Genomic DNA, 19301 nt, shown 5'->3' with positions numbered 1-19301 from the left:
CTAGAAGCGAAAGCTAATAGCTCTTTTTCGCTAAGAAATTATATAATGAAGATAGAACGAATGAAGTAGAGGATAGATTGGATGAGAGAAAGGAAAAGCAAGAATGGAAAAACAGTCATGGATGGAGCTATTGCCAATTGATCGTTATAAAGTAAGTGCGAAAGGGTTACTGCATAATTACGACCGAAAAGTGTTAACGATGTTGTATCAGCCGTTAGTAGGTAGTAGAGCTTTTAGCTTGTACATGACGCTATGGGGAGAGTTAGAGCAAGATCGTGTGTTTGGAAAAGAGAATACACATCATTCCCTTATGGTGACCATGCAAATGCAGCTTCCCGAAATATATGAGGAACGAGTAAAGTTAGAGGCAATTGGGCTTTTGAAGGTATATATTAAGAAAGAAAAAGATATTCGAATGTTTATATACGAATTGCAACCACCTTTATCTCCGAAGCAATTTTTTGATGATATTGTGTTAAGCATCTTTTTATACAATCGATTGAGTAGGACAAAATATAATCAAGTAAAGCAATATTTCTTAGAAGAAGAATTTGATTTTGTTTCTTATGAGAATGTTACGCGTTCTTTCAATGATGTGTTTGGTTCGTTTAATCCAGGACAGCTTGAGCATGCGCAAGAAGATCTTCGTATTCCAAAAACGACAGTTATGCCAAGTAACGAGAAGGGAGACGCTCCGAAAGTTTGGAATGATTTCTTTGATTTCTCCTTATTTGTAGATGGCTTGTCCGCTCTTGTCCCTAAAAAGGCGATTACAGATCAAGTGCGGGAATGTGTCATTACACTTGCTTACGTGTACGATGTAGATGTGTTATCGATGCAAAATATCGTTCTTGGTACGGTGACAGAGATGCAGACAATTGATATCGAAAGGCTTAGAAAAGGAGCACGTGATTGGTATCAGTTCGAAAACGGTCAAGCGTTACCTGTATTAAGTGAAAGGGTACAGCCTCACGCTGCACGTATGATGAAAGGGAAAGAGCCTTCTACGCAAGAAGAGATGTTAATCAAACAGTTAGAGGAAATCTCACCAAAACAACTATTGAAAGAAATCTCTGGTGGTGCAGAGGCGACAAAGGCTGACTTGCAGATCGTTGAAGATGTAATGATCAATCAAAAATTAACGCCAGGTGTTGTGAATGTACTTATTTATTACGTTATGCTACGCTCAGATATGAAGCTTGCGAAAACGTATGTGGAGAAAATTGCTGGGCATTGGGCACGTAAAAAGGTCGGTACAGTAGCTGAAGCAATGGCGTTAGCGAAAGAAGAAAATCGTCAATATCAAGAATGGGCTGAGACGAAGAAAAAAGGCCGTACGTCGAAGAAAACGATACGAAAAGAAATGGTACCAGATTGGCTGAAAGAAGAGCCGAAAGAACAAGAGAAAGAAACAGTGAAGAAAGATGTAAGTAAGAAAAAAGATGCGAGTACGTTAGATGATGAACGAAAACGACTAGAAGAAGTGTTAAAAAAATATAAGCGTGATTAATAGAAGAGAATGAACGCTCTTTGAGGTGAGAAAATGGAGCATATTCAAAATTCATTTGCAAAGTTAATGGAAAATAAAAATTTTAAAAATAGATATGAAGTATTAAAGGCGGAAGTAATGGCACATCCGCGTGTGAAAGAATTTATAGACGAACATCAAGGTGAAGTAACAACTTCTATGATTGAGCGCAGCCTTGTGAAGTTATACGAATATATTGGACAAAGTGTAGGTTGCGCAGATTGTCCGGATCTAGGTTCGTGTAAAAATATGCTGCAAGGATATGAGCCAAAGCTCGTTATCCAAGGGAAGATGATTGATATTCAATACGATCGTTGCGTTAGAAAAGTAGCGTATGACGAGAGAAAGAAATATGAAAAACTCGTTCAAAGTGTATATATGCCAACTGACATTTTACAGGCAACGATGGAAAACTTAGATCCTTCAGATTTAGATGCGCGTATTGATGCAATTGGTGCAGCTAATGAATTTTTAAGTACATATGAACCTGGTAAAAAAGTACAAGGTTTATATTTGTACGGTAAATTTGGTGTAGGGAAAACATATTTGTTAGGAGCAATGGCGAATGAACTTGCTCAAAAGAAAATAAGTTCGATGCTCGTATACTTCCCTGAATTTTTACGTGAAATTAAAAGTTCGATTCAAGATAATTCGATTGGGGAAAAGATTGATGCGGTGAAACGCGTACAAGTTTTAATGCTAGATGATATCGGAGCAGAAGCGATGTCAAGCTTTGTGCGTGACGATGTGCTTGGTGCAATTTTGCAATTCCGTATGTTAGAAAACTTACCGACGTTCTTTACGTCTAACTTTGATTTCAAGGAATTGGAACATCATTTAACGTATACACAGCGTGGTGAAGCAGAACAAATGAAAGCAGCACGTATTATGGAACGAATTAAATATTTAGCGAAGCCAATTCCGATTGGCGGGAAAAACCGACGTCATAAGTAAAGAGTAAGCTGAAAAGCTTGCTCTTTTTTCGTTTTGAACATTTTTCAGACTAGGTGAATTGTAAAACGAAAAGTTCTTATGGAAAATTCATTGTAGCTTGTATCATTTTTTTCTCCCTCCCTTAATATATATAAAATTAGCAAGCCATATCGAGTGGATTTTCTAACGATAGGAAATGTAATTCTACTAAGAGTGAACTTCCACGGGACGGACTCTTATAGGATTTGTAACGTATAGATACAATCCTTTAGAGCAGGGATAAAAGGGGGGACAAAAGTGATTGAAATTTGCTTCGAAGAAAAAAATGATGCTATGCATGTATATAGACAACTATTGAAAAGAGCGGAACTGTTATATAAGGAAACGAGTGTGTATTTACAGGAACAAAAAGTGGTGATTCACATACCAGTATGTGAATCGAATTATATTGAAAAGATTTTATTGCCGGTAATGGTATATTTCATTGTGAATGTAAAGCAAAATGAGTGGATTTATACAATCTTAAAAGAGAAGTTTTTTTATGAAGAAGAGGAAGAGTGTCATCAAATATTGCATATGGCACAAGAGATTTTAAAGGGAAGAAGAAAAGAGATTGCTCGAGAATTAACACGTCACGCATTTGAATCATATATTAAATCTTCTTTAAATAACTGGCTTTGTGATCCGCTTTCGTTCTCGTTTTCATCATATGTTCGTTTTCGCCTTCGTACATATAGGGAAATGGTAGCTAAGCTTGCTGAAGTGTCGATTGATGAGTATAAGTTGGAACAAGAATATCAAATGTTTATTGAGACGCTAAGGCAACAAGTGCGTAGCCGAAAATCACGTTTGTCCTGTGTGCATCTTATTTTTGATGAAAGCTTTATTTTCTATGATGATAAAGGTAGACGTTTAAAACAGGAGAAATTGGTCCAATATATAGATGAGGAATTATTAAAGCAAAAGGATGTATATATTGATACGAAAGTAATTGCACCCCTTCTTTCTATTTCGCCGAAAAAAATTTATTTATATACGAAAGAACAAGACCATAATATGATTATTACTTTGCGAAATGTATTTCAAGAACGGGTCCAATTACATGGATTACATGAGTTTGAGCGCAATGTGAAAAATTTAAAAAATAAAGGTAACGCCCTTGATTTTCTAAGTTTTTGAGCATATAATTACCTACATAAATGAAATATATTGAAATGTCATGATGAGGACATGAGTAGTTTTCTACGATTTTCAGAGAGGGAAGCCTTAGGGTGTGAGCTTCCTAGTACGGGATTATTACTTACCACCTCTAAACTTTAGCAGTGAACGGCTTTTTCTAGTAATTGCTAACGGACAACACCGTTATGTTGAACTTGAGCAATTAACAATAATGTTAATTGGAACAAGGGTGGAACCACGAATTCAACACTCGTCCCTTTTTACGGGATGAGTGTTTTTTATTTTGAAAAAAAAGAGGAGTGACCAGTGATGGCAGATGTAGTTAAAATTACTTTCCCTGATGGAGCTGTGAAGGAGTTTCCAAAAGGCGTAACAACTGAAGAAATCGCAGCTTCTATTAGCCCAGGCTTAAAGAAAAAAGCTGTGGCTGGAAAATTAAACGATGAGATGATCGATCTTGTTACACCAATCGAAGAAGATGGTGCAGTTTCTATTATTACATTAGATTCTGAAGATGGCTTATACATTTTACGCCATTCAACAGCCCACCTATTAGCACAAGCGTTAAAACGTTTATATAAAGATGCTAAGCTTGAGCTTGGCATTGGTCCAGTAATTGAAAATGGCTTCTACTACGATATTGATATGGAAGAAGCAATTACAGTTGAAGACTTCAAGAAAATCGAAAAAGAAATGCAAAAAATCGTGAACGAAAACTTAGAAATCGTTCGTCATGAAGTACCACGTGCAGAAGCACTTCGTCGCTTTGAAGAAATCGGCGATGAGTTAAAATTAGATTTAATTAACGATCTTCCAGAGGATGCAGTTATTTCAATCTATGAGCAAGGCGAATTCTTCGACCTTTGCCGTGGTGTTCACCTTCCATCTACAGGGAAAATTAAAGTGTTTAAATTATTAAGCGTTGCGGGTGCTTACTGGCGCGGCGATAGCAATAATAAAATGCTACAACGTATTTACGGTACTGCATTCGTTAAGAAAGCAGAATTAGATGAGCACTTACGTATGCTTGAAGAAGCGAAAGAGCGCGATCACCGTAAATTAGGTAAAGAATTAAAACTATTTACTAATAGCCAAAAAGTAGGACAAGGTTTACCACTTTGGTTACCAAAAGGTGCAACAATCCGCCGTATTATCGAGCGTTACATCGTTGATAAAGAAGCAAGCTTAGGCTATGATCACGTATACACTCCAGTACTAGGAAGCAGAGAGCTTTATGAAACTTCTGGTCACTGGAATCACTACCGTGATGGTATGTTCCCATCAATGGAAATGGATAATGAAGAGTTAGTTCTTCGTCCAATGAACTGCCCTCACCACATGATGGTTTATAAAAATGATATTCACAGCTACCGTGAATTACCAATCCGTATTGCGGAACTTGGAACAATGCACCGCTATGAAATGTCAGGTGCATTATCTGGATTACAACGTGTACGCGGAATGACTTTAAACGATGCGCACATTTTCGTTCGCCCAGATCAAATTAAAGAAGAGTTAAAACGTGTTGTAAACTTAACTCTAGAAGTGTACAAAGATTTCGGTTTAGAGAACTATTCATTCCGTCTATCTTATCGTGACCCAGCTGATACTAAAAAGTACTATGCTGATGATGAGATGTGGGAAAAAGCACAAGGTATGTTAAAAGAAGCTATGGATGAAATGGGTCTTGATTACTATGAAGCTGAAGGTGAAGCGGCATTCTACGGTCCAAAACTTGACGTTCAAGTTCGTACTGCTCTTGGAAAAGACGAAACACTTTCAACTGTACAATTAGACTTCTTACTTCCAGAACGCTTTGAATTATCTTACGTTGGTGAAGACGGTAAACAACATCGTCCAGTTGTAATTCACCGCGGTGTTGTATCAACTATGGAACGTTTCGTAGCCTTCTTAATTGAAGAATACAAAGGTGCATTCCCAACTTGGTTAGCTCCAGTTCAAGCGCAAGTAATTCCAGTTTCTCCGCAAGTACATTTAGACTATGCGAAGAAAGTACAAGATGAATTACGTCGTGCTGGTATCCGTGTTGAATTAGATACTCGTGAAGAGAAAATTGGTTACAAAATCCGTGAAGCACAAATGCAAAAAATTCCGTACATGCTTGTAGTAGGTGACAATGAAGTAACTGAAAACGGCGTGAACGTACGTAAATACGGTGAACAAAAATCAGAAACAATTGCATTAGATGCTTTTGTTGATATGATTAAAGTAGAAGGAAAACGATAAGACAGAGCCGCGGTATACCGCGGCTTTCGTATGTATTATAAAAAAGAAAAACTAGAAAAAATAACCAAACTATACTTATCATAAAAAAGTATTGCAAGTATGTTAGTTGTTTGTTACAATATTTCTTGTTGTTAGTAAAACACATCGCGTCTTCTTGACAGACGTCATGTCCTATGATAAACTCATCAAGGATAATAGAATATTGTTTTGTGGAACAAGTAGAAGCACCCGCTTCTCACCTGATGGACGCATTCGCAGTTTACAGGTAAATGTATTTCTTACTTAAGAATTTACAAGTGTGGGTGTCGTATGCCCGCACTTTTTTTGTCGGGTTCTATGACTACAAAAGATGTTCTGAAAAAACCTTGGAGGTGGCTTACTATTAGCAAGGATATGATGATTAACGAGCAAATTCGTGCACGTGAAGTACGTTTAGTTGGTGCAAATGGCGATCAACTTGGAATCAAGTCTCGTAATGACGCTTTAGACTTAGCTGCAAATCTTAATCTTGATTTAGTATTAGTTGCTCCAAATGCGAAACCGCCAGTATGCCGCATTATGGACTACGGTAAATTCCGCTTTGAGCAACAGAAGAAAGAAAAAGAACAGCGCAAAAATCAAAAAGTAATTAGCATGAAAGAAGTTCGTTTAAGTCCAACAATTGATGAACACGACTTTAACACAAAACTTCGTAATGCTATCAAGTTTTTAGAGAAAGGCGACAAGGTTAAAGCGTCAATTCGCTTTAAAGGACGTGCCATTACTCATAAAGAAATCGGTCAACGTGTTTTAGATCGCTTCTCAGAAGCTTGTGCTGAAGTTAGTACAATTGAATCTAAGCCTAAAATGGAAGGACGTAGTATGTTCTTAGTTTTAGCACCGAAAAACGATAAGTAATAGATAGAGGAGGAAATACCTATGCCTAAACAAAAAACTCATCGCGGCTCTGCAAAGCGTTTCAAAAAGACTGGATCAGGTAAACTGAAACGTTCTCACGCTTACACAAGCCATTTATTCGCTAACAAATCTACAAAAGCTAAACGTAAACTACGTAAAGCTGGTGTAGTAAGCGCTGGTGACTTCAAACGCATTCGTCAAATGCTTGACAACTTAAAATAAGTTCGGCTGATATATAGAACAATTAGGAGGTAATATTATGCCAAGAGTAAAAGGTGGTACAGTTACTCGTCAACGTCGTAAAAAAGTTATAAAATTAGCAAAAGGTTACTACGGTTCTAAGAGTACATTATTCAAGGTTGCTAACCAACAGGTTATGAAATCTCTAATGTATGCATTCCGTGACCGTCGTCAAAAGAAACGTGACTTCCGTAAATTATGGATTACACGTATCAACGCAGCAGCTCGTATGAATGGTCTTTCTTACAGCCGTTTAATGCACGGTCTTAAAAATGCTGGCATCGAAGTTAACCGCAAGATGCTTGCTGACTTAGCTGTTCATGACGAAAAAGCTTTCGCTGAATTAGCAACAGTTGCAAAAAACAACATTAACTAATTAATTAGTTGAAACCTTAGAAGATTTTTCTTCTAAGGTTTTTTTATTTGTATTCAAAGAAAAGTATGTCGTTATCGATATGACAAAATCAATATAAAAGCTATAGCGATATAGAAGAATATATATATGAAGCCAGGAGAATTCTCCTGGCTTTTTTCAATTATCCCCCTTTGGAAAGAAGAGTATCTTTCCTACCTGAAACGACACTGCTATAATGGAAAGATGATATGGAACTTTCATCAGATAAAATAAATTTTTTATCAGTGGACAATCCCCGGATAATGATTAACTATCACCAATCGGAGTGAACAATCTAATAGTGATGATTGAAACGTATTTGTAAATTAAGGACAAGCTATTTTGTAAAGAGATAAATGGCTGACTTATTAATAAGAAACGAAAAATAATAATGAACTTTGAGATGAAACAACATTGTTGCGTAAAATGCGATGTTGGAGGAGGACAATAGAATGGACTTACTACAACTATTTAAATTACAAAAAGAATTAGATGACCGTATTGTGAAAGAGCATGATTTACAACCGAAAAAGTTGTTAAAAGAAAAAATGTTAGCTCTTCTTGTAGAAATTGGAGAACTTGCAAATGAAACACGTTGTTTTAAATATTGGAGCAACAAACCAGCATCAGAACGTGAAGTAATATTAGAAGAATACGTAGATGGCTTGCATTTTATTTTATCAATCGGAATTGATTTAGGTATTGATAAAAACTTCCTATTCTATAAATGTGCACAAACGAATAAAACACAAGTAGAAATTTTCTTAGACACATATGCGAAAGTAATTCGTTTTACAGATCAACCATCTATTACGAACTATATTGAATTATTTACAAGCTACCTTCGACTTGGACAAGCGCTAGAGTTTGAACAAGAAGAGATTGAAAAGGCATATTTAGATAAAAATGAAGTAAATCATCAGCGTCAAACACAAGGATACTAATTTAATTTTTGAATATTTCAATTTCATTTTGTATAATGAAGTGACTGAAGAAAAAGGAGGGTGTTGGCAATGACAAAATTAGACGCGACATTGACAATGCTAAAAGAATTAACGGATGCACGTGGTATTGCGGGTAACGAGCGTGAACCACGCGAAGTAATGAAGAAATATATTGAGCCGTTTGCGGACGAACTTTCTACTGATAATTTAGGAAGCTTAGTTGCGAAAAAAGTAGGGGAAGAAAACGGCCCGAAAATTATGGTTGCAGGTCATTTAGATGAAGTTGGCTTTATGATCACGCAAATTGATGACAAAGGTTTCCTTCGTTTCCAAACAGTTGGTGGCTGGTGGTCACAAGTTATGCTTGCGCAGCGCGTGACAATTGTAACGCGTAAAGGAGATGTAACAGGTGTAATTGGTTCAAAACCACCGCACATCTTACCTCCAGAAGCGCGTAAAAAGCCAGTTGAAATTAAAGACATGTTCATCGATATTGGTGCTTCTAGCCAAGAAGAGGCAATGGAGTGGGGCGTACGACCAGGCGATCAAGTTGTACCTTACTTTGAATTCCAAGTGATGAAGAATGAAAAAATGTTACTTGCAAAAGCATGGGATAACCGAATTGGTTGTGCAATTGCAATTGACGTATTAAAACAGTTAAAAGATGAAAAGCATCCAAACGTTGTATACGGCGTAGGGACTGTACAAGAAGAAGTTGGCCTTCGTGGCGCGAAAACATCTGCGAATTATATTAAACCAGATATTGCGTTCGCAGTAGACGTTGGTATCGCTGGAGATACGCCAGGTGTAACGGCAAAAGAAGCGCAAAGTAAAATGGGCGATGGACCACAGATTATTTTATATGATGCGTCTGTTATTGGTCATACTGGTTTACGTGACTTTGTAGTTGATGTTGCTGACGAATTAGAAATTCCGTATCAATATGATTCAGTAGCGGGCGGAGGAACGGATGCAGGTGCAATTCATATTGCTGTAAATGGTATTCCGTCTATGGCAATTACGATTGCAACGCGCTACATTCATTCTCATGCGGCAATGTTACACCGTGATGACTATGAAAATGCAGTGATGTTAATTGTAGAAGTTATTAAACGTCTTGATAAAGAGGCTGTACATAACATTACATTTAATTAATAGAAAAAGCGAAGGAGGTTCTCCTTCGCTTTTTTATGTTTTAAAAAGGTCGTTCTAATCCTGCAGCAGTATGAGCTCCTAAAATAATTAAACGAGTTAATTGCATGGCCATAAAATGTGGGGTATAAATCATCCCTCTTTTTAACCATGACATAATCATCCCGATATGAGCTCCTGTCACATAACTAATTAAAATATCACGAGGAACCATAAGATCTTTATCATCTGGCTGTGAAATAGACAAGCTTAATGTTAAATGTGTTTGTATTGTTTTCATCATTTTATAAGAGTAGTTTCCAGCGGCTTTATCACCAAGCATAACGTTATAGAAGTTCACATTTTCTGCGATATGTTCGAACAAAGCTAAAAAGGTTGGATTTGGTGAATCAAATGTAAGTTGAAACTCTTCTTTATTTTTATTTTTTGGTTTAATAACTTCTGTTAACTTCTCTAACATTTCTTCAATGCTTTTGTCTAATAGGTCATATTTATCATGGTAATGGCTATAAAACGTAGCACGATTTACAGGAGCACGTTCTGCGATATGTTGAACAGTTACATCATCAAATCCTTTTTCGCCTACTAAAGCGACAAAAGCATCCTGTATGAGTTGTCTCGTCCGCTTTACACGTGGATCATTTGTATTTTTAATAGACATTTTTACTTCCCCTCGTTTAATTTTCTATACTTAAACAACATATAGGTATTATATTGTTGTTTAAGCAACATTTCATACGTAAATTGTCGGTTGTAGATTCAAAATAATTATTTATAATTATAAACGATAGTCCTTCAGAAATCAGCACCGCTCGCAGGTAGATAAATTTCGATTTACACCGCAGATGGTGTGATTTTTTTGTTTAAAAGTTAATATAATTAACAATTAAACAGTCTAAACAATAAGGACGTAAATAGTTTAGAAAAAAATTATATGCGATATAAGGAGAGGAATGCAATGAATCAGTTTCGAAGAATGGTGATTATCAACATTATCACATTAATTGTACTAGTTGGCGGCGGTATTGGCGGTTATTACTATTACAATCAAGCGGAAAATTATTTAAAAACAGAAAATGCAAAAATTGATGGAAAGGTAATTCCGATTGCATCACCAGTAGCAGGTAAATTAACTGACTGGAAAGCTGAAGTAGGAAAGAATTACAATGAAAATGATAAATTAGGTGCTGTTACTGTAGCGGCAGCAAATGGAGAACAAACAGTAGATGTAACAATTCCACAAAATGCAACAGTTGTACAATCAAATGCAACAACAAATGCTTTCGTTGGAGCAGGTAGCCCAATTGCTTACGCATTTGATATGAACAATTTATGGGTAACAGCAAACATTGAAGAAACAGATGTTGACGATGTACAAAAAGGTCAAGATGTAGATGTGTATGTAGATGCATACCCAGATACAACGTTATCAGGAAAAGTAGAGCAAGTTGGATTAACAACAGCGAACACATTCTCTATGTTACCATCAAGCAACGCAACAGCGAACTATACGAAAGTAACACAAGTAGTGCCAGTTAAAATTTCTTTAGATCATAGTAAATCAGTAAATATTGTTCCTGGAATGAATGTGTCAGTTCGTATTCATAAGTAAGGGGGAGATGAGATGTCCTCAATTGCAATTGCAGGATATGCACTATTTTGTATAATCGTCTTCTTCCTTGTAAATCGTCTTTTACGAAAGAAAAAAACGAACGTGGGAGAAGAACAAGTCCCAGCCGTAAATAAAATAGAAGTAAGTAAAGTGGAAACAGAAGAGAAAGAAATTGAACGAAAGCAAGAAGCAGAAATTTCTAATGTAGTTGAGTTAGAAACAGGAAAGCAAGAAGAAGTAAAACAAGAAAAAGAAGTGCCGAAAAAACAAATGTTTACGCCTGCAGAGAATGTGAACGTAAAAGCAGTTGTGGCTGTATTAATTCTCGGTATGTTCGTTTCTATTTTAAACCAAACAATTATTAACGTTGCATTGCCTCCGTTAATGAATGAATTTAACGTATCAACTTCAACAGCACAATGGTTAATTACAGGTTTCATGCTTGTAAATGGTATTTTAGTACCGATTAGTGCCTTTTTAGTTTCACGATTTACGTATCGTAAATTATTCGTAGCGGCAATGTTATTCTTCACGGTAGGATCTATCATTTGTGCTATTTCAGGAAACTTTACAATGATGATGACGGGCCGCGTTATTCAGGCGGTGGGTGCAGGTATTTTAATGCCGGTTGGTATGAATATTTTCATGACATTATTCCCGCCTCATAAGCGCGGAGCGGCGATGGGATTACTAGGTGTAGCGATGATTTTAGCACCAGCTATCGGACCAACTGTAACGGGCTGGGTGATTGAAAACTATAGCTGGAACTTAATGTTCTATGCGATGTTTATTATCGGTTTAATTATTACATTCCTATCTTTAAAATTCTTTACACTAGCTCAGCCAGTATCTAAAACGAAGTTAGATGTATTCGGTGTTGTTAGTTCAAGTATTGGACTAGGTAGCTTATTGTACGGATTTAGTGAAGCGGGAAATAATAGTTGGACTAGTGCAGAGGTTGTTATTTCACTTATCATTGGTGTAGTAGGTATTGCGGTATTTATTTGGAGAGAGCTAACAACGGACAATAAAATGCTTGATTTACAAGTGTTTAAATACCCAGTATTTACTTTTACTTTAGTAATTAATGCAATTGTTACGATGGCATTATTCGGAGGTATGTTATTGCTTCCAGTATACTTGCAAAACATTCGCGGTTTCACACCGATAGAATCAGGTTTATTACTACTTCCAGGATCATTAATTATGGGAATCATGGGACCTATTGCAGGTAAACTATTTGATAAGTATGGTATTCGTCCGTTAGCAATTGTCGGTTTAGCCATTACAACGTTTGCGACATATGAATTCACAACGTTATCGATGGATACACCGTATAGTGTTATTATGACGGATTATATTATACGTTCGATTGGTATGTCATTCATTATGATGCCAATTATGACAGCAGGTATGAACGCACTGCCGATGAAATTAATTTCTCACGGTACAGCAACGCAAAACACGTCAAGACAAGTAGCTGGTTCAATTGGAACAGCGATTTTAATCACACTGATGACGCAGCAAACGACTGCTCACGTAGCAGATTATGGAAATATGTTAACAACGTCAAACCCAATTTTAGTTGATAAAGTACACGGCATGGGGCAAAGTTTAGCAGCGATTGCTGGATCGGCTCAAGCAGGAGATGCGATGAGCACGCAGCTATTATTTGGACAAATTTCGAAGTTATCTGCAATTAACGGTATTAACGATGCCTTCTTAATTGCGACAATATTAGCTGGTATTGCTTGGGTGTTATCGTTCTTCTTACCGTCAGGCAATAAACCAAATAGAAAAGCAGGGAATTAATTTCCCTGCTTTTTTGTCTTGTTAAAGAGTGAGATATAAAAAATGATAACCAGTTACGGAGCACAATCCTGTTATAAACAAAACCATTCCCAAGGCACGAATACTTGATATTTGTCTTCCGCTTATAATAGCCAATAGTCCAGCTAAAGAGAAGAAACACTAATATAAAGTTCCTCAAATTGGAACCATCCCCCTCTAAATCTATTCCATAACCTATACAAATGATAGGAACAAAGATAAGCGATATACTAATCAAACCAGCCATAATAGCAAGTGGTTTATGACATTTAATTCCAGTGATAATTAAAAAAATGCCGACGACGAGCTCGTATAACATCAAAGTAAGAGCGAAAATCATCCAAGTTAATATTCCGAACACTTTTGTATTGCCTCCGATTTATGTGTTTCTAAAAAATATTATATATAGTATGAATCACCTACAGTCATGAGTAACCAGAAAATAACCCCTAATATACCAGCGATAAAAATAATGAGTCCCATATTACGTATATTTTTAATTTTGGCTTGGACTCCACTTACCCCTGCTAATAATCCAGTTAAAGAAAACAGTACCCAATATAAAGTTGTTGAAATAGGGAGGATTGTATTGCTATCCACTCCCATGCCCCAAAAAACAAAAGGTAGTGTGACAAAGGAGAAGCTAAGTAGCCCCATTAAACCGACAAATAATTTACGATGTTTCATACTAGTAATAATTAAGAAAATACCACCGAAAAATCCACATAACACAAGGAGTGGCATATAAACAACCCAAAGTAAGCTCAACATATATAGTCTCCTTCTATGTAATCAGTTATATTTTACTACATGAGGTTTATTTTGGATATTATTAATGAATATGTATAAATTGATAGAAATGAGAAGTAATGATACGAATTAATAGATATAGAGAACGTTAGAGAGGAGGGTGCATATGAAAATTACAGAGGAGAACGTTGCAATGCAAATACGGAAAAGGAACGAAAAAGCACTATACTTTATTATCGACCAGTACGACGGACTTATAAAAAGTATTATTCAGAAGCATTTAGCTTCGTTTCAAGATGTACAAGAGGAATGTATGGATGATGTTTTATTGGCAATTTGAAAAACTAGAGGATAATGTAACGAAAATTATACTGACACCTGTCCTAACTTCTGGTGAAGAAGGAGAAAAGAAAACGGATTATCGAAAAGTGCTAACGGAAGAAGAGTTTGAAGTTGTGATAAAAGAGTAAAGAGGGGTATCGTGATGATACCTCTTTTTAGCTCAAAAATGCCAACATATTATTCAGAATATGAAATAACATAGCTGGAATTGGGGTGTCACTAATAAATTTGATTTTTAAGTAAGAAGTAATCAGTGTAGGATAAAGAATCCACTACTGATGGAAGTTTTATAACAATGCAATGGTATTATTCAGCATGTGTAATAAAATAGCTGGAATAATGGAATTTGTTCTTTTACATAAAATAGCCATAAATAAACCTAGTATGAACATGCTAAACATCACACCAGTTGAGTACATATGACCTATTCCGAAGAGAAAGCTAGACCCAAGTGCTGCAATCCAAAAAGGGAAGCGCTGTTGTAGGAAGTGAAGAATAATACCACGGAATATAAGTTCTTCAAAAATAGGTACAAATATAGCAGTACCTAGTAGCAATACTAGTTTGTATTGTTTTAACATTTCTAGGTTTAAAGTGGATGATTGCTCTTTTACCGCATCAGGGAAAAGATTACTAATTATAAATATGTCATTAACAATATATAGTCCGTAAAAAAGAATGATATAGATGTATGTGCTTACTTTTTTTAATGCTGTAAAGTTTAGTGTTGGGACAATTAAATTTCTTAATGGCTTATATGCATAAATTAAAATTAATAAAATGCACAATACAAATAAATGCCTCCCAAAAGTAGTAAGTGATTTTGTTAAAGCAATTTGTTTTGGATCGGTTAAACCTTCTGTATAAATAACGGTAGGAAGGCCTATAAAGAGATCGGCTAGAAATCCTGTTCCCCAAATCGCAAAAACGAGTGAAAATAGAAATTGTGAGAGTGACATAGGGTGTTTTTGTGGGTAAGTTAGTTGCGTGGCTTGTATAATAGTGAATCACCTATCCTTACTTATTTTATAGTTATATATAAAGATTATAGAATATTTATACAAAAAAGTCATCAGTGTAGTAAAAATGATATTTTGAAGCTAATATTTACAGACAGTAATGATTTTACATTGATGTTCTGTGCAAACGGAAGAGTTTGAAGTTGTGATAAAAGAGTGAAAAAGGTATCGCGATGATACCTCTTTTTAACTCAAAAATGCCAACATATTATTCATAATATGAAATAAAATAGCTGGAATAATGGATTTTGTTTTTTTACATAAAATAGCCATTAATAATCCCGTGAAGAAAGTAATTACCATGACTCCAAGTGAGTATGTATGAGCGATACCGAAGAAGAAACTTGTTATGATGGCTGCAATCCAAAATGGAAATCGCTCTGAGAAGAAGCGAAGTATAAAGCCACGGAAAATAAGTTCTTCAAAAATTGGTGTGAGTATTGCGAAGCCGAGAAGTAATAATATTTGATACTGCTTAAAAATGTCTAGGTTTAAAGCGGAAGATTGCTGCTTTGTTGCGTCTTGGAACATATAATTTAACAAGATGTAATTGAGTATAATGTTTATAGTGAAGAAAAGAAGTAAGTATACGTATGTACGCCATTCTTTAAGTGCTTTGAAGTTAAAAGATTTTAGTAGTAATTTTTTTGCGGGTTCGAATTTAAAAATGAAGAATAACAACACGGCTAGTTGTAATACGATACTTGCAGTATTTGCAATAGATTCATACAGGGCAATTTGTTTTTTATCTGTAAGACCGGCTGTATAAATTGTTAAGGGCATTGCGAGGAACACAGTAATAAGTCCGGTTCCGAAAAAAGCGAATAAAACGGAGCTAATAAATTGTCCCCATGACATAGAGTATTTCTGTTCATTAGAAAGTTGTGTAGCGGGTTGCATTTGTAAAATCACCTCTTTATATTTGTATATTTAATTATAAAGCATTTTACTTTTAGTTGTAATATTTAAATATTACATATAAAGGTGTATTTTCCATAAAATAATAAAAGAGGTATCACCCTATAGTGATGCCTCTTTCTCATTGATAACTATGTTCTGCCTTGTTATTCAATTTTGATTGCTCTATTTGTAATTCACGTTCTACCAATCGGTCTAACTGCTGAATAGCTTTAAGTGCTTTTTCATAAGAAATCGTTCTATAATGATGCGCTCCGCCCGGTTCTTCATCTGCTTCGTCTGCCCATTTAATAATATTTTGAAGAGATGTTCTTTCAATTTCTTGCTGTACTAAGAAAGAATCTGTATGAAGAAGAATCGCGATGGAAATTTCTTTTGCTAGTTTAGGATGTTCTCCTAATCTAATAAGCAATTTATGAGCTCTTTCTGCTCCTTTAATCGCATGTATATCATTCTTTTTATACAAGTCATAGTCCCATTCTCCCTCACTGTACCATGTGTGATGTCCGATATCATGAAGGAAACCAGCTTTTGTTGCAGCATCGACTGAGGCATGATGCTTTTTCGCTAAGTGAAACGCATGGTAAGCGACAGCAATCGCGTGGACCATTCCAGAACGGTTTACATATTTTTGTGTAATGTGATGTTTAAAAACTTGTTCAAGCGTAATACGTTGCATAAAACATTCACTCCTTTATATCTAATGGTGTCTATAAGAAAATCGATCGGTTTAAATGTATTTTGAACATTGTACTCCATCGGGATAGCGTTAGTAAAGTAGAAATGTTTAGGAGAAGAAAAATTTTATAGACATAAAAGGTCACCTTAGTTTTTTTTTCTAAGGTGACCTTTTATTGTTTATTTTTTTAAACCTTGCTCCAGTGTTCCTAACATTTCGTGTTTTTCATTTTCATCAGCATTTTTCCAAATGACTTCGAATAAAACGCCAAGACCTGGAAGCATTTTTTCTTCACCGCTTTGAATTGCATCGACAATCGTTTCTTGTAATTGATCTTGTGAATTTCCAGATACATTCGCTAATACAGCACCGCGTAAATTAAAACTCATTATCTTCACCTCTTCTTCAGAATTGAAACTGACGTTAGTTTTTGTTCTTTTTTATGTAAATATGTATGAAAAATAGGCTATAATGATAAGACAAGAAGAGAGGGAAATACATATTATGAAAAACATTGATTCAGTGCAAAATCCGCGTGTGAAGCAGTGGAAAAAGCTGCAGACGAAAAAAGAGCGCGATAAAAAAGGTTTATTTTTTGTAGAAGGATTCCACTTAGTGGAGGAAGCTTTAAAAGCAGGAGTTGTAACAGAACTTATCGTTTCTGATCAGACAGATCTTCCGAAAGATTGGACAGTTAATGATGTGGAAATGTATATCGTACCTGAAGCAATCGTAAAAGTACTCCGTGAAACAGAAACGACGCAAGGGGTATTTGCTGTTTGTGAGAAACACGAGAGTGAAGTAGCTCTTGCAGATGGAAAGTTTCTTTTATTAGATGGTCTTCAAGACCCGGGCAACTTAGGGACAATTATTCGTACAGCGGATGCAGCTGGTATTCATGCTGTTGTGCTTGGAGAAGGATGCGTTGATGCATATAATAGTAAAGTGCTTCGCTCTACACAAGGTTCTATTTTCCATTTACCAGTTGTAAAAGGGAACTTAGAAGAGTGGGTAGACAAGTTAAAAGAACAAAACGTTCCTGTATATGGAACAGCTCTTGAAAATGGAGTTCCGTATGGTGAAGTAACACCAGCTGGTAGTTTTGCATTAATTGTAGGAAATGAAGGAAGCGGCGTAAGCGAAGAAATTCTTGCAAAAAGTGATCAAAACTTGTATATTCCAATTTACGGCGGGGCAGAATCATTAAATGTTGCGGTTGCAGCAGGGATTTTAACGTATTATTTGCAAAGCCCAGTTGCGAACAAATAAAAAACTTCTTATAATAAGTTGAAGTATATTATATTAAAAGTTAAATAACGAAAAACGTTGATAGAGAAGAGTAACTTACAAAATCGCCATATAGGGAGAGAATGCCTTAGACTGAAAGCATTCTTATGGTAGACGGAAGTGAATTCACCTCTGGAGTTGACGCCAGGACCATATATATGTAAAGGCGTTCCGGTCAGAATTGATCGTTATAACTAATGAGTGGGCAGACCTGGTCTGTCAATTTAGGGTGGTACCGCGAATTTACCTCGTCCCTTTTTGGGAGCGAGGTTTTTTTATTTTTAAAATTAGGAGGGTTCCAAATGGAAGCACGTTTAAAAGAGCTAAAGCAAAAAGCGTTAGAGCTTATTGAAGAAGCGAAAGAGCTAAAGGGCTTAAACGACGTACGCGTAGCGTATTTAGGAAAAAAAGGTCCAATTACAGAAGTATTACGCGGCATGGGAAAATTATCAGCAGAAGAGCGTCCACGTATGGGAGCATTAGTAAATGAAGTGCGTGAAGCGATCCAAACGCGTTTAGAAGACAAAATTGGTAACTTAGAAAAAGCAGTAATTGAAGCGAAATTGGCTACGGAAACAATTGATGTTACACTACCAGGCCGTCCTGTTGAAACAGGTTGTCACCATCCGTTAACAGCTGTTGTTGAACAAATTGAAGATGTATTCATCGGTATGGGTTATGAAGTAGCTGAAGGAACAGAAGTAGAAAAAGACTACTACAACTTCGAAGCATTAAACTTACCGAAAGATCACCCAGCGCGTGATATGCAAGATACATTCTACATTACAGAAGAAACGTTACTACGTACACATACATCTTCTGTGCAAGCACGTACGATGGAAAATAATAAAGAAAAAGGCCCAATTAAAATTATTTGTCCTGGTAAAGTGTATCGCCGCGATGACGATGATGCGACGCATTCACACCAGTTCATGCAAATTGAAGGTCTTGTAATTGATAAAAACATTCGCATGAGTGACTTAAAAGGTACACTGCAAGTATTCGTGAAAAAGATGTTCGGTGAAGATCGTGAAATCCGTCTTCGTCCAAGTTTCTTCCCATTCACAGAGCCATCTGTAGAGATGGATATTTCTTGTATGATGTGTCACGGCAAAGGTTGCGGCACTTGTAAAGGAACTGGCTGGATCGAAATTTTAGGCGCAGGTATGGTTCATCCGAACGTACTTGAAATGGCTGGTTATGATTCAAAAGAATATCAAGGTTTCGCATTCGGTATGGGCGCAGAGCGTATCGCAATGTTGAAATACGGCGTAGATGACATTCGTCATTTCTATACAAATGATGTACGTTTCTTACAACAATTCAAACGAGCGTAAGGGAAGGAGAGGA

At 36.2% G+C, this 19301-nt stretch carries 19 protein-coding genes, 3 pseudogenes and 3 other annotated features; of the genes and pseudogenes, 15 read left to right on the top strand and 7 right to left on the bottom strand.

The features are described from left to right. Positions 1 to 103: 103 nt before the first annotated feature. The 9 genes from J0835_RS22465 to J0835_RS22425 all read left to right on the top strand — a co-directional run bounded on the left by J0835_RS22465 (position 104) and on the right by J0835_RS22425 (position 9517). Positions 104 to 1510 (top strand): replication initiation and membrane attachment family protein, encoded by a 1407-nt coding sequence (locus J0835_RS22465; RefSeq protein WP_087982313.1) that lies wholly within the window; start codon positions 104 to 106, stop codon positions 1508 to 1510. A 33-nt stretch (positions 1511 to 1543) separates the two neighbouring features. Then, positions 1544 to 2482 (top strand): primosomal protein DnaI, encoded by a 939-nt coding sequence (gene dnaI, locus J0835_RS22460; protein ID WP_000400114.1) that lies wholly within the window; start codon positions 1544 to 1546, stop codon positions 2480 to 2482. 276 nt (positions 2483 to 2758) lie between these two features. After that, the gene (gene ytxC / locus J0835_RS22455) at positions 2759 to 3640 is read left to right on the top strand and encodes a putative sporulation protein YtxC (protein WP_087982311.1); all 882 of its coding nucleotides are present in this window, start codon (positions 2759 to 2761) and stop codon (positions 3638 to 3640) included. Between the two features lie 31 nt (positions 3641 to 3671). Further along, positions 3672 to 3901, top strand: a binding site (T-box leader). Positions 3902 to 3949: 48 nt separating this feature from the next. Continuing rightward, positions 3950 to 5887: a threonine--tRNA ligase gene (gene thrS, locus J0835_RS22450; protein WP_000786074.1), complete on the top strand. Its 1938-nt coding sequence runs from the start codon at positions 3950 to 3952 to the stop codon at positions 5885 to 5887. A 210-nt stretch (positions 5888 to 6097) separates the two neighbouring features. Further along, positions 6098 to 6218 (top strand) — a sequence feature (ribosomal protein L20 leader region). 62 nt (positions 6219 to 6280) lie between these two features. Further along, positions 6281 to 6784 carry a translation initiation factor IF-3 gene (gene infC / locus J0835_RS22445; RefSeq protein WP_000973214.1) on the top strand — a complete coding sequence of 168 codons (504 nt, stop codon included), beginning with the start codon at positions 6281 to 6283 and terminating at the stop codon, positions 6782 to 6784. 21 nt (positions 6785 to 6805) lie between these two features. Then, positions 6806 to 7006: a 50S ribosomal protein L35 gene (rpmI, locus tag J0835_RS22440; protein WP_001125946.1), complete on the top strand. Its 201-nt coding sequence runs from the start codon at positions 6806 to 6808 to the stop codon at positions 7004 to 7006. Between the two features lie 37 nt (positions 7007 to 7043). Next, positions 7044 to 7400, top strand: a complete 357-nt coding sequence (rplT, locus tag J0835_RS22435; RefSeq protein ID WP_001138364.1) for a 50S ribosomal protein L20 — start codon at positions 7044 to 7046, stop codon at positions 7398 to 7400. 470 nt (positions 7401 to 7870) lie between these two features. Further along, on the top strand, positions 7871 to 8362 hold the full coding sequence (locus tag J0835_RS22430) for a dUTP diphosphatase (RefSeq protein WP_000365057.1): 492 nt from the start codon (positions 7871 to 7873) through the stop codon (positions 8360 to 8362). Positions 8363 to 8431: 69 nt separating this feature from the next. Continuing rightward, the gene (locus tag J0835_RS22425; protein WP_333728166.1) at positions 8432 to 9517 is read left to right on the top strand and encodes a M42 family metallopeptidase; all 1086 of its coding nucleotides are present in this window, start codon (positions 8432 to 8434) and stop codon (positions 9515 to 9517) included. Between the two features lie 40 nt (positions 9518 to 9557). Here J0835_RS22425 and J0835_RS22420 read toward each other — a convergent pair whose 3' ends face one another. Beyond that, positions 9558 to 10175 (bottom strand): TetR/AcrR family transcriptional regulator, encoded by a 618-nt coding sequence (locus J0835_RS22420; protein WP_087982309.1) that lies wholly within the window; start codon positions 10173 to 10175, stop codon positions 9558 to 9560. Positions 10176 to 10472: 297 nt separating this feature from the next. Between J0835_RS22420 and J0835_RS22415 the strand changes: the two genes are divergently transcribed. Together J0835_RS22415 and J0835_RS22410 are read left to right on the top strand one after the other, a co-directional pair. Further along, positions 10473 to 11126 carry an HlyD family secretion protein gene (locus tag J0835_RS22415; RefSeq protein WP_001071413.1) on the top strand — a complete coding sequence of 218 codons (654 nt, stop codon included), beginning with the start codon at positions 10473 to 10475 and terminating at the stop codon, positions 11124 to 11126. A 12-nt stretch (positions 11127 to 11138) separates the two neighbouring features. Then, positions 11139 to 12938: a DHA2 family efflux MFS transporter permease subunit gene (locus J0835_RS22410; RefSeq protein ID WP_048562148.1), complete on the top strand. Its 1800-nt coding sequence runs from the start codon at positions 11139 to 11141 to the stop codon at positions 12936 to 12938. Positions 12939 to 12959: 21 nt separating this feature from the next. On the opposite strand, the pseudogene J0835_RS22405 reads toward J0835_RS22410, so the two are convergent. Together J0835_RS22405 and J0835_RS22400 are read right to left on the bottom strand one after the other, a co-directional pair. Beyond that, a pseudogene (locus tag J0835_RS22405) lies at positions 12960 to 13317 on the bottom strand (ammonia permease). A gap of 38 nt (positions 13318 to 13355) precedes the next feature. Continuing rightward, positions 13356 to 13727, bottom strand: coding sequence for a DNA-binding protein (locus J0835_RS22400; RefSeq protein WP_087982307.1), 372 nt, complete (start codon positions 13725 to 13727; stop codon positions 13356 to 13358). 145 nt (positions 13728 to 13872) lie between these two features. Here J0835_RS22400 and J0835_RS22395 point away from each other — a divergent pair. Further along, positions 13873 to 14043: pseudogene (locus tag J0835_RS22395) on the top strand (sigma-70 family RNA polymerase sigma factor); the annotation flags it as partial. After that, positions 14033 to 14176 (top strand): annotated as a pseudogene (locus tag J0835_RS22390) (DUF4179 domain-containing protein); the annotation flags it as partial. The pseudogenes J0835_RS22395 and J0835_RS22390, both read left to right, overlap by 11 nt. 159 nt (positions 14177 to 14335) lie before the next feature. On the opposite strand, the gene J0835_RS22385 reads toward J0835_RS22390, so the two are convergent. The 4 genes from J0835_RS22385 to sspI all read right to left on the bottom strand — a co-directional run bounded on the left by J0835_RS22385 (position 14336) and on the right by sspI (position 17053). Continuing rightward, positions 14336 to 15007, bottom strand: coding sequence for a CPBP family intramembrane glutamic endopeptidase (locus J0835_RS22385; RefSeq protein ID WP_087982293.1), 672 nt, complete (start codon positions 15005 to 15007; stop codon positions 14336 to 14338). A 246-nt stretch (positions 15008 to 15253) separates the two neighbouring features. Continuing rightward, positions 15254 to 15967, bottom strand: coding sequence for a CPBP family intramembrane glutamic endopeptidase (locus tag J0835_RS22380; protein WP_087982291.1), 714 nt, complete (start codon positions 15965 to 15967; stop codon positions 15254 to 15256). Between the two features lie 139 nt (positions 15968 to 16106). After that, positions 16107 to 16664: an HD domain-containing protein gene (locus J0835_RS22375; protein ID WP_063262663.1), complete on the bottom strand. Its 558-nt coding sequence runs from the start codon at positions 16662 to 16664 to the stop codon at positions 16107 to 16109. Between the two features lie 179 nt (positions 16665 to 16843). Next, on the bottom strand, positions 16844 to 17053 hold the full coding sequence (gene sspI / locus J0835_RS22370; protein ID WP_000009511.1) for a small acid-soluble spore protein SspI: 210 nt from the start codon (positions 17051 to 17053) through the stop codon (positions 16844 to 16846). Between the two features lie 82 nt (positions 17054 to 17135). Between sspI and J0835_RS22365 the strand changes: the two genes are divergently transcribed. Both J0835_RS22365 and pheS read left to right on the top strand, forming a co-directional pair. Then, the gene (locus tag J0835_RS22365) at positions 17136 to 17933 is read left to right on the top strand and encodes a TrmH family RNA methyltransferase (protein ID WP_140386898.1); all 798 of its coding nucleotides are present in this window, start codon (positions 17136 to 17138) and stop codon (positions 17931 to 17933) included. 48 nt (positions 17934 to 17981) lie between these two features. After that, positions 17982 to 18210: a binding site (T-box leader), on the top strand. A gap of 43 nt (positions 18211 to 18253) precedes the next feature. Then, positions 18254 to 19288, top strand: coding sequence for a phenylalanine--tRNA ligase subunit alpha (gene pheS, locus J0835_RS22360; RefSeq protein ID WP_000388220.1), 1035 nt, complete (start codon positions 18254 to 18256; stop codon positions 19286 to 19288). Positions 19289 to 19301 lie beyond the last annotated feature (13 nt).

The sequence above is a fragment of the Bacillus cereus group sp. Sample62 genome (assembly GCF_036851315.1).
Classification (GTDB): domain Bacteria; phylum Bacillota; class Bacilli; order Bacillales; family Bacillaceae_G; genus Bacillus_A; species Bacillus_A wiedmannii.
The sequence above is the reverse complement of the archived record's forward strand: the minus strand, read 5'-3'. Positions and strand labels throughout refer to the sequence as shown.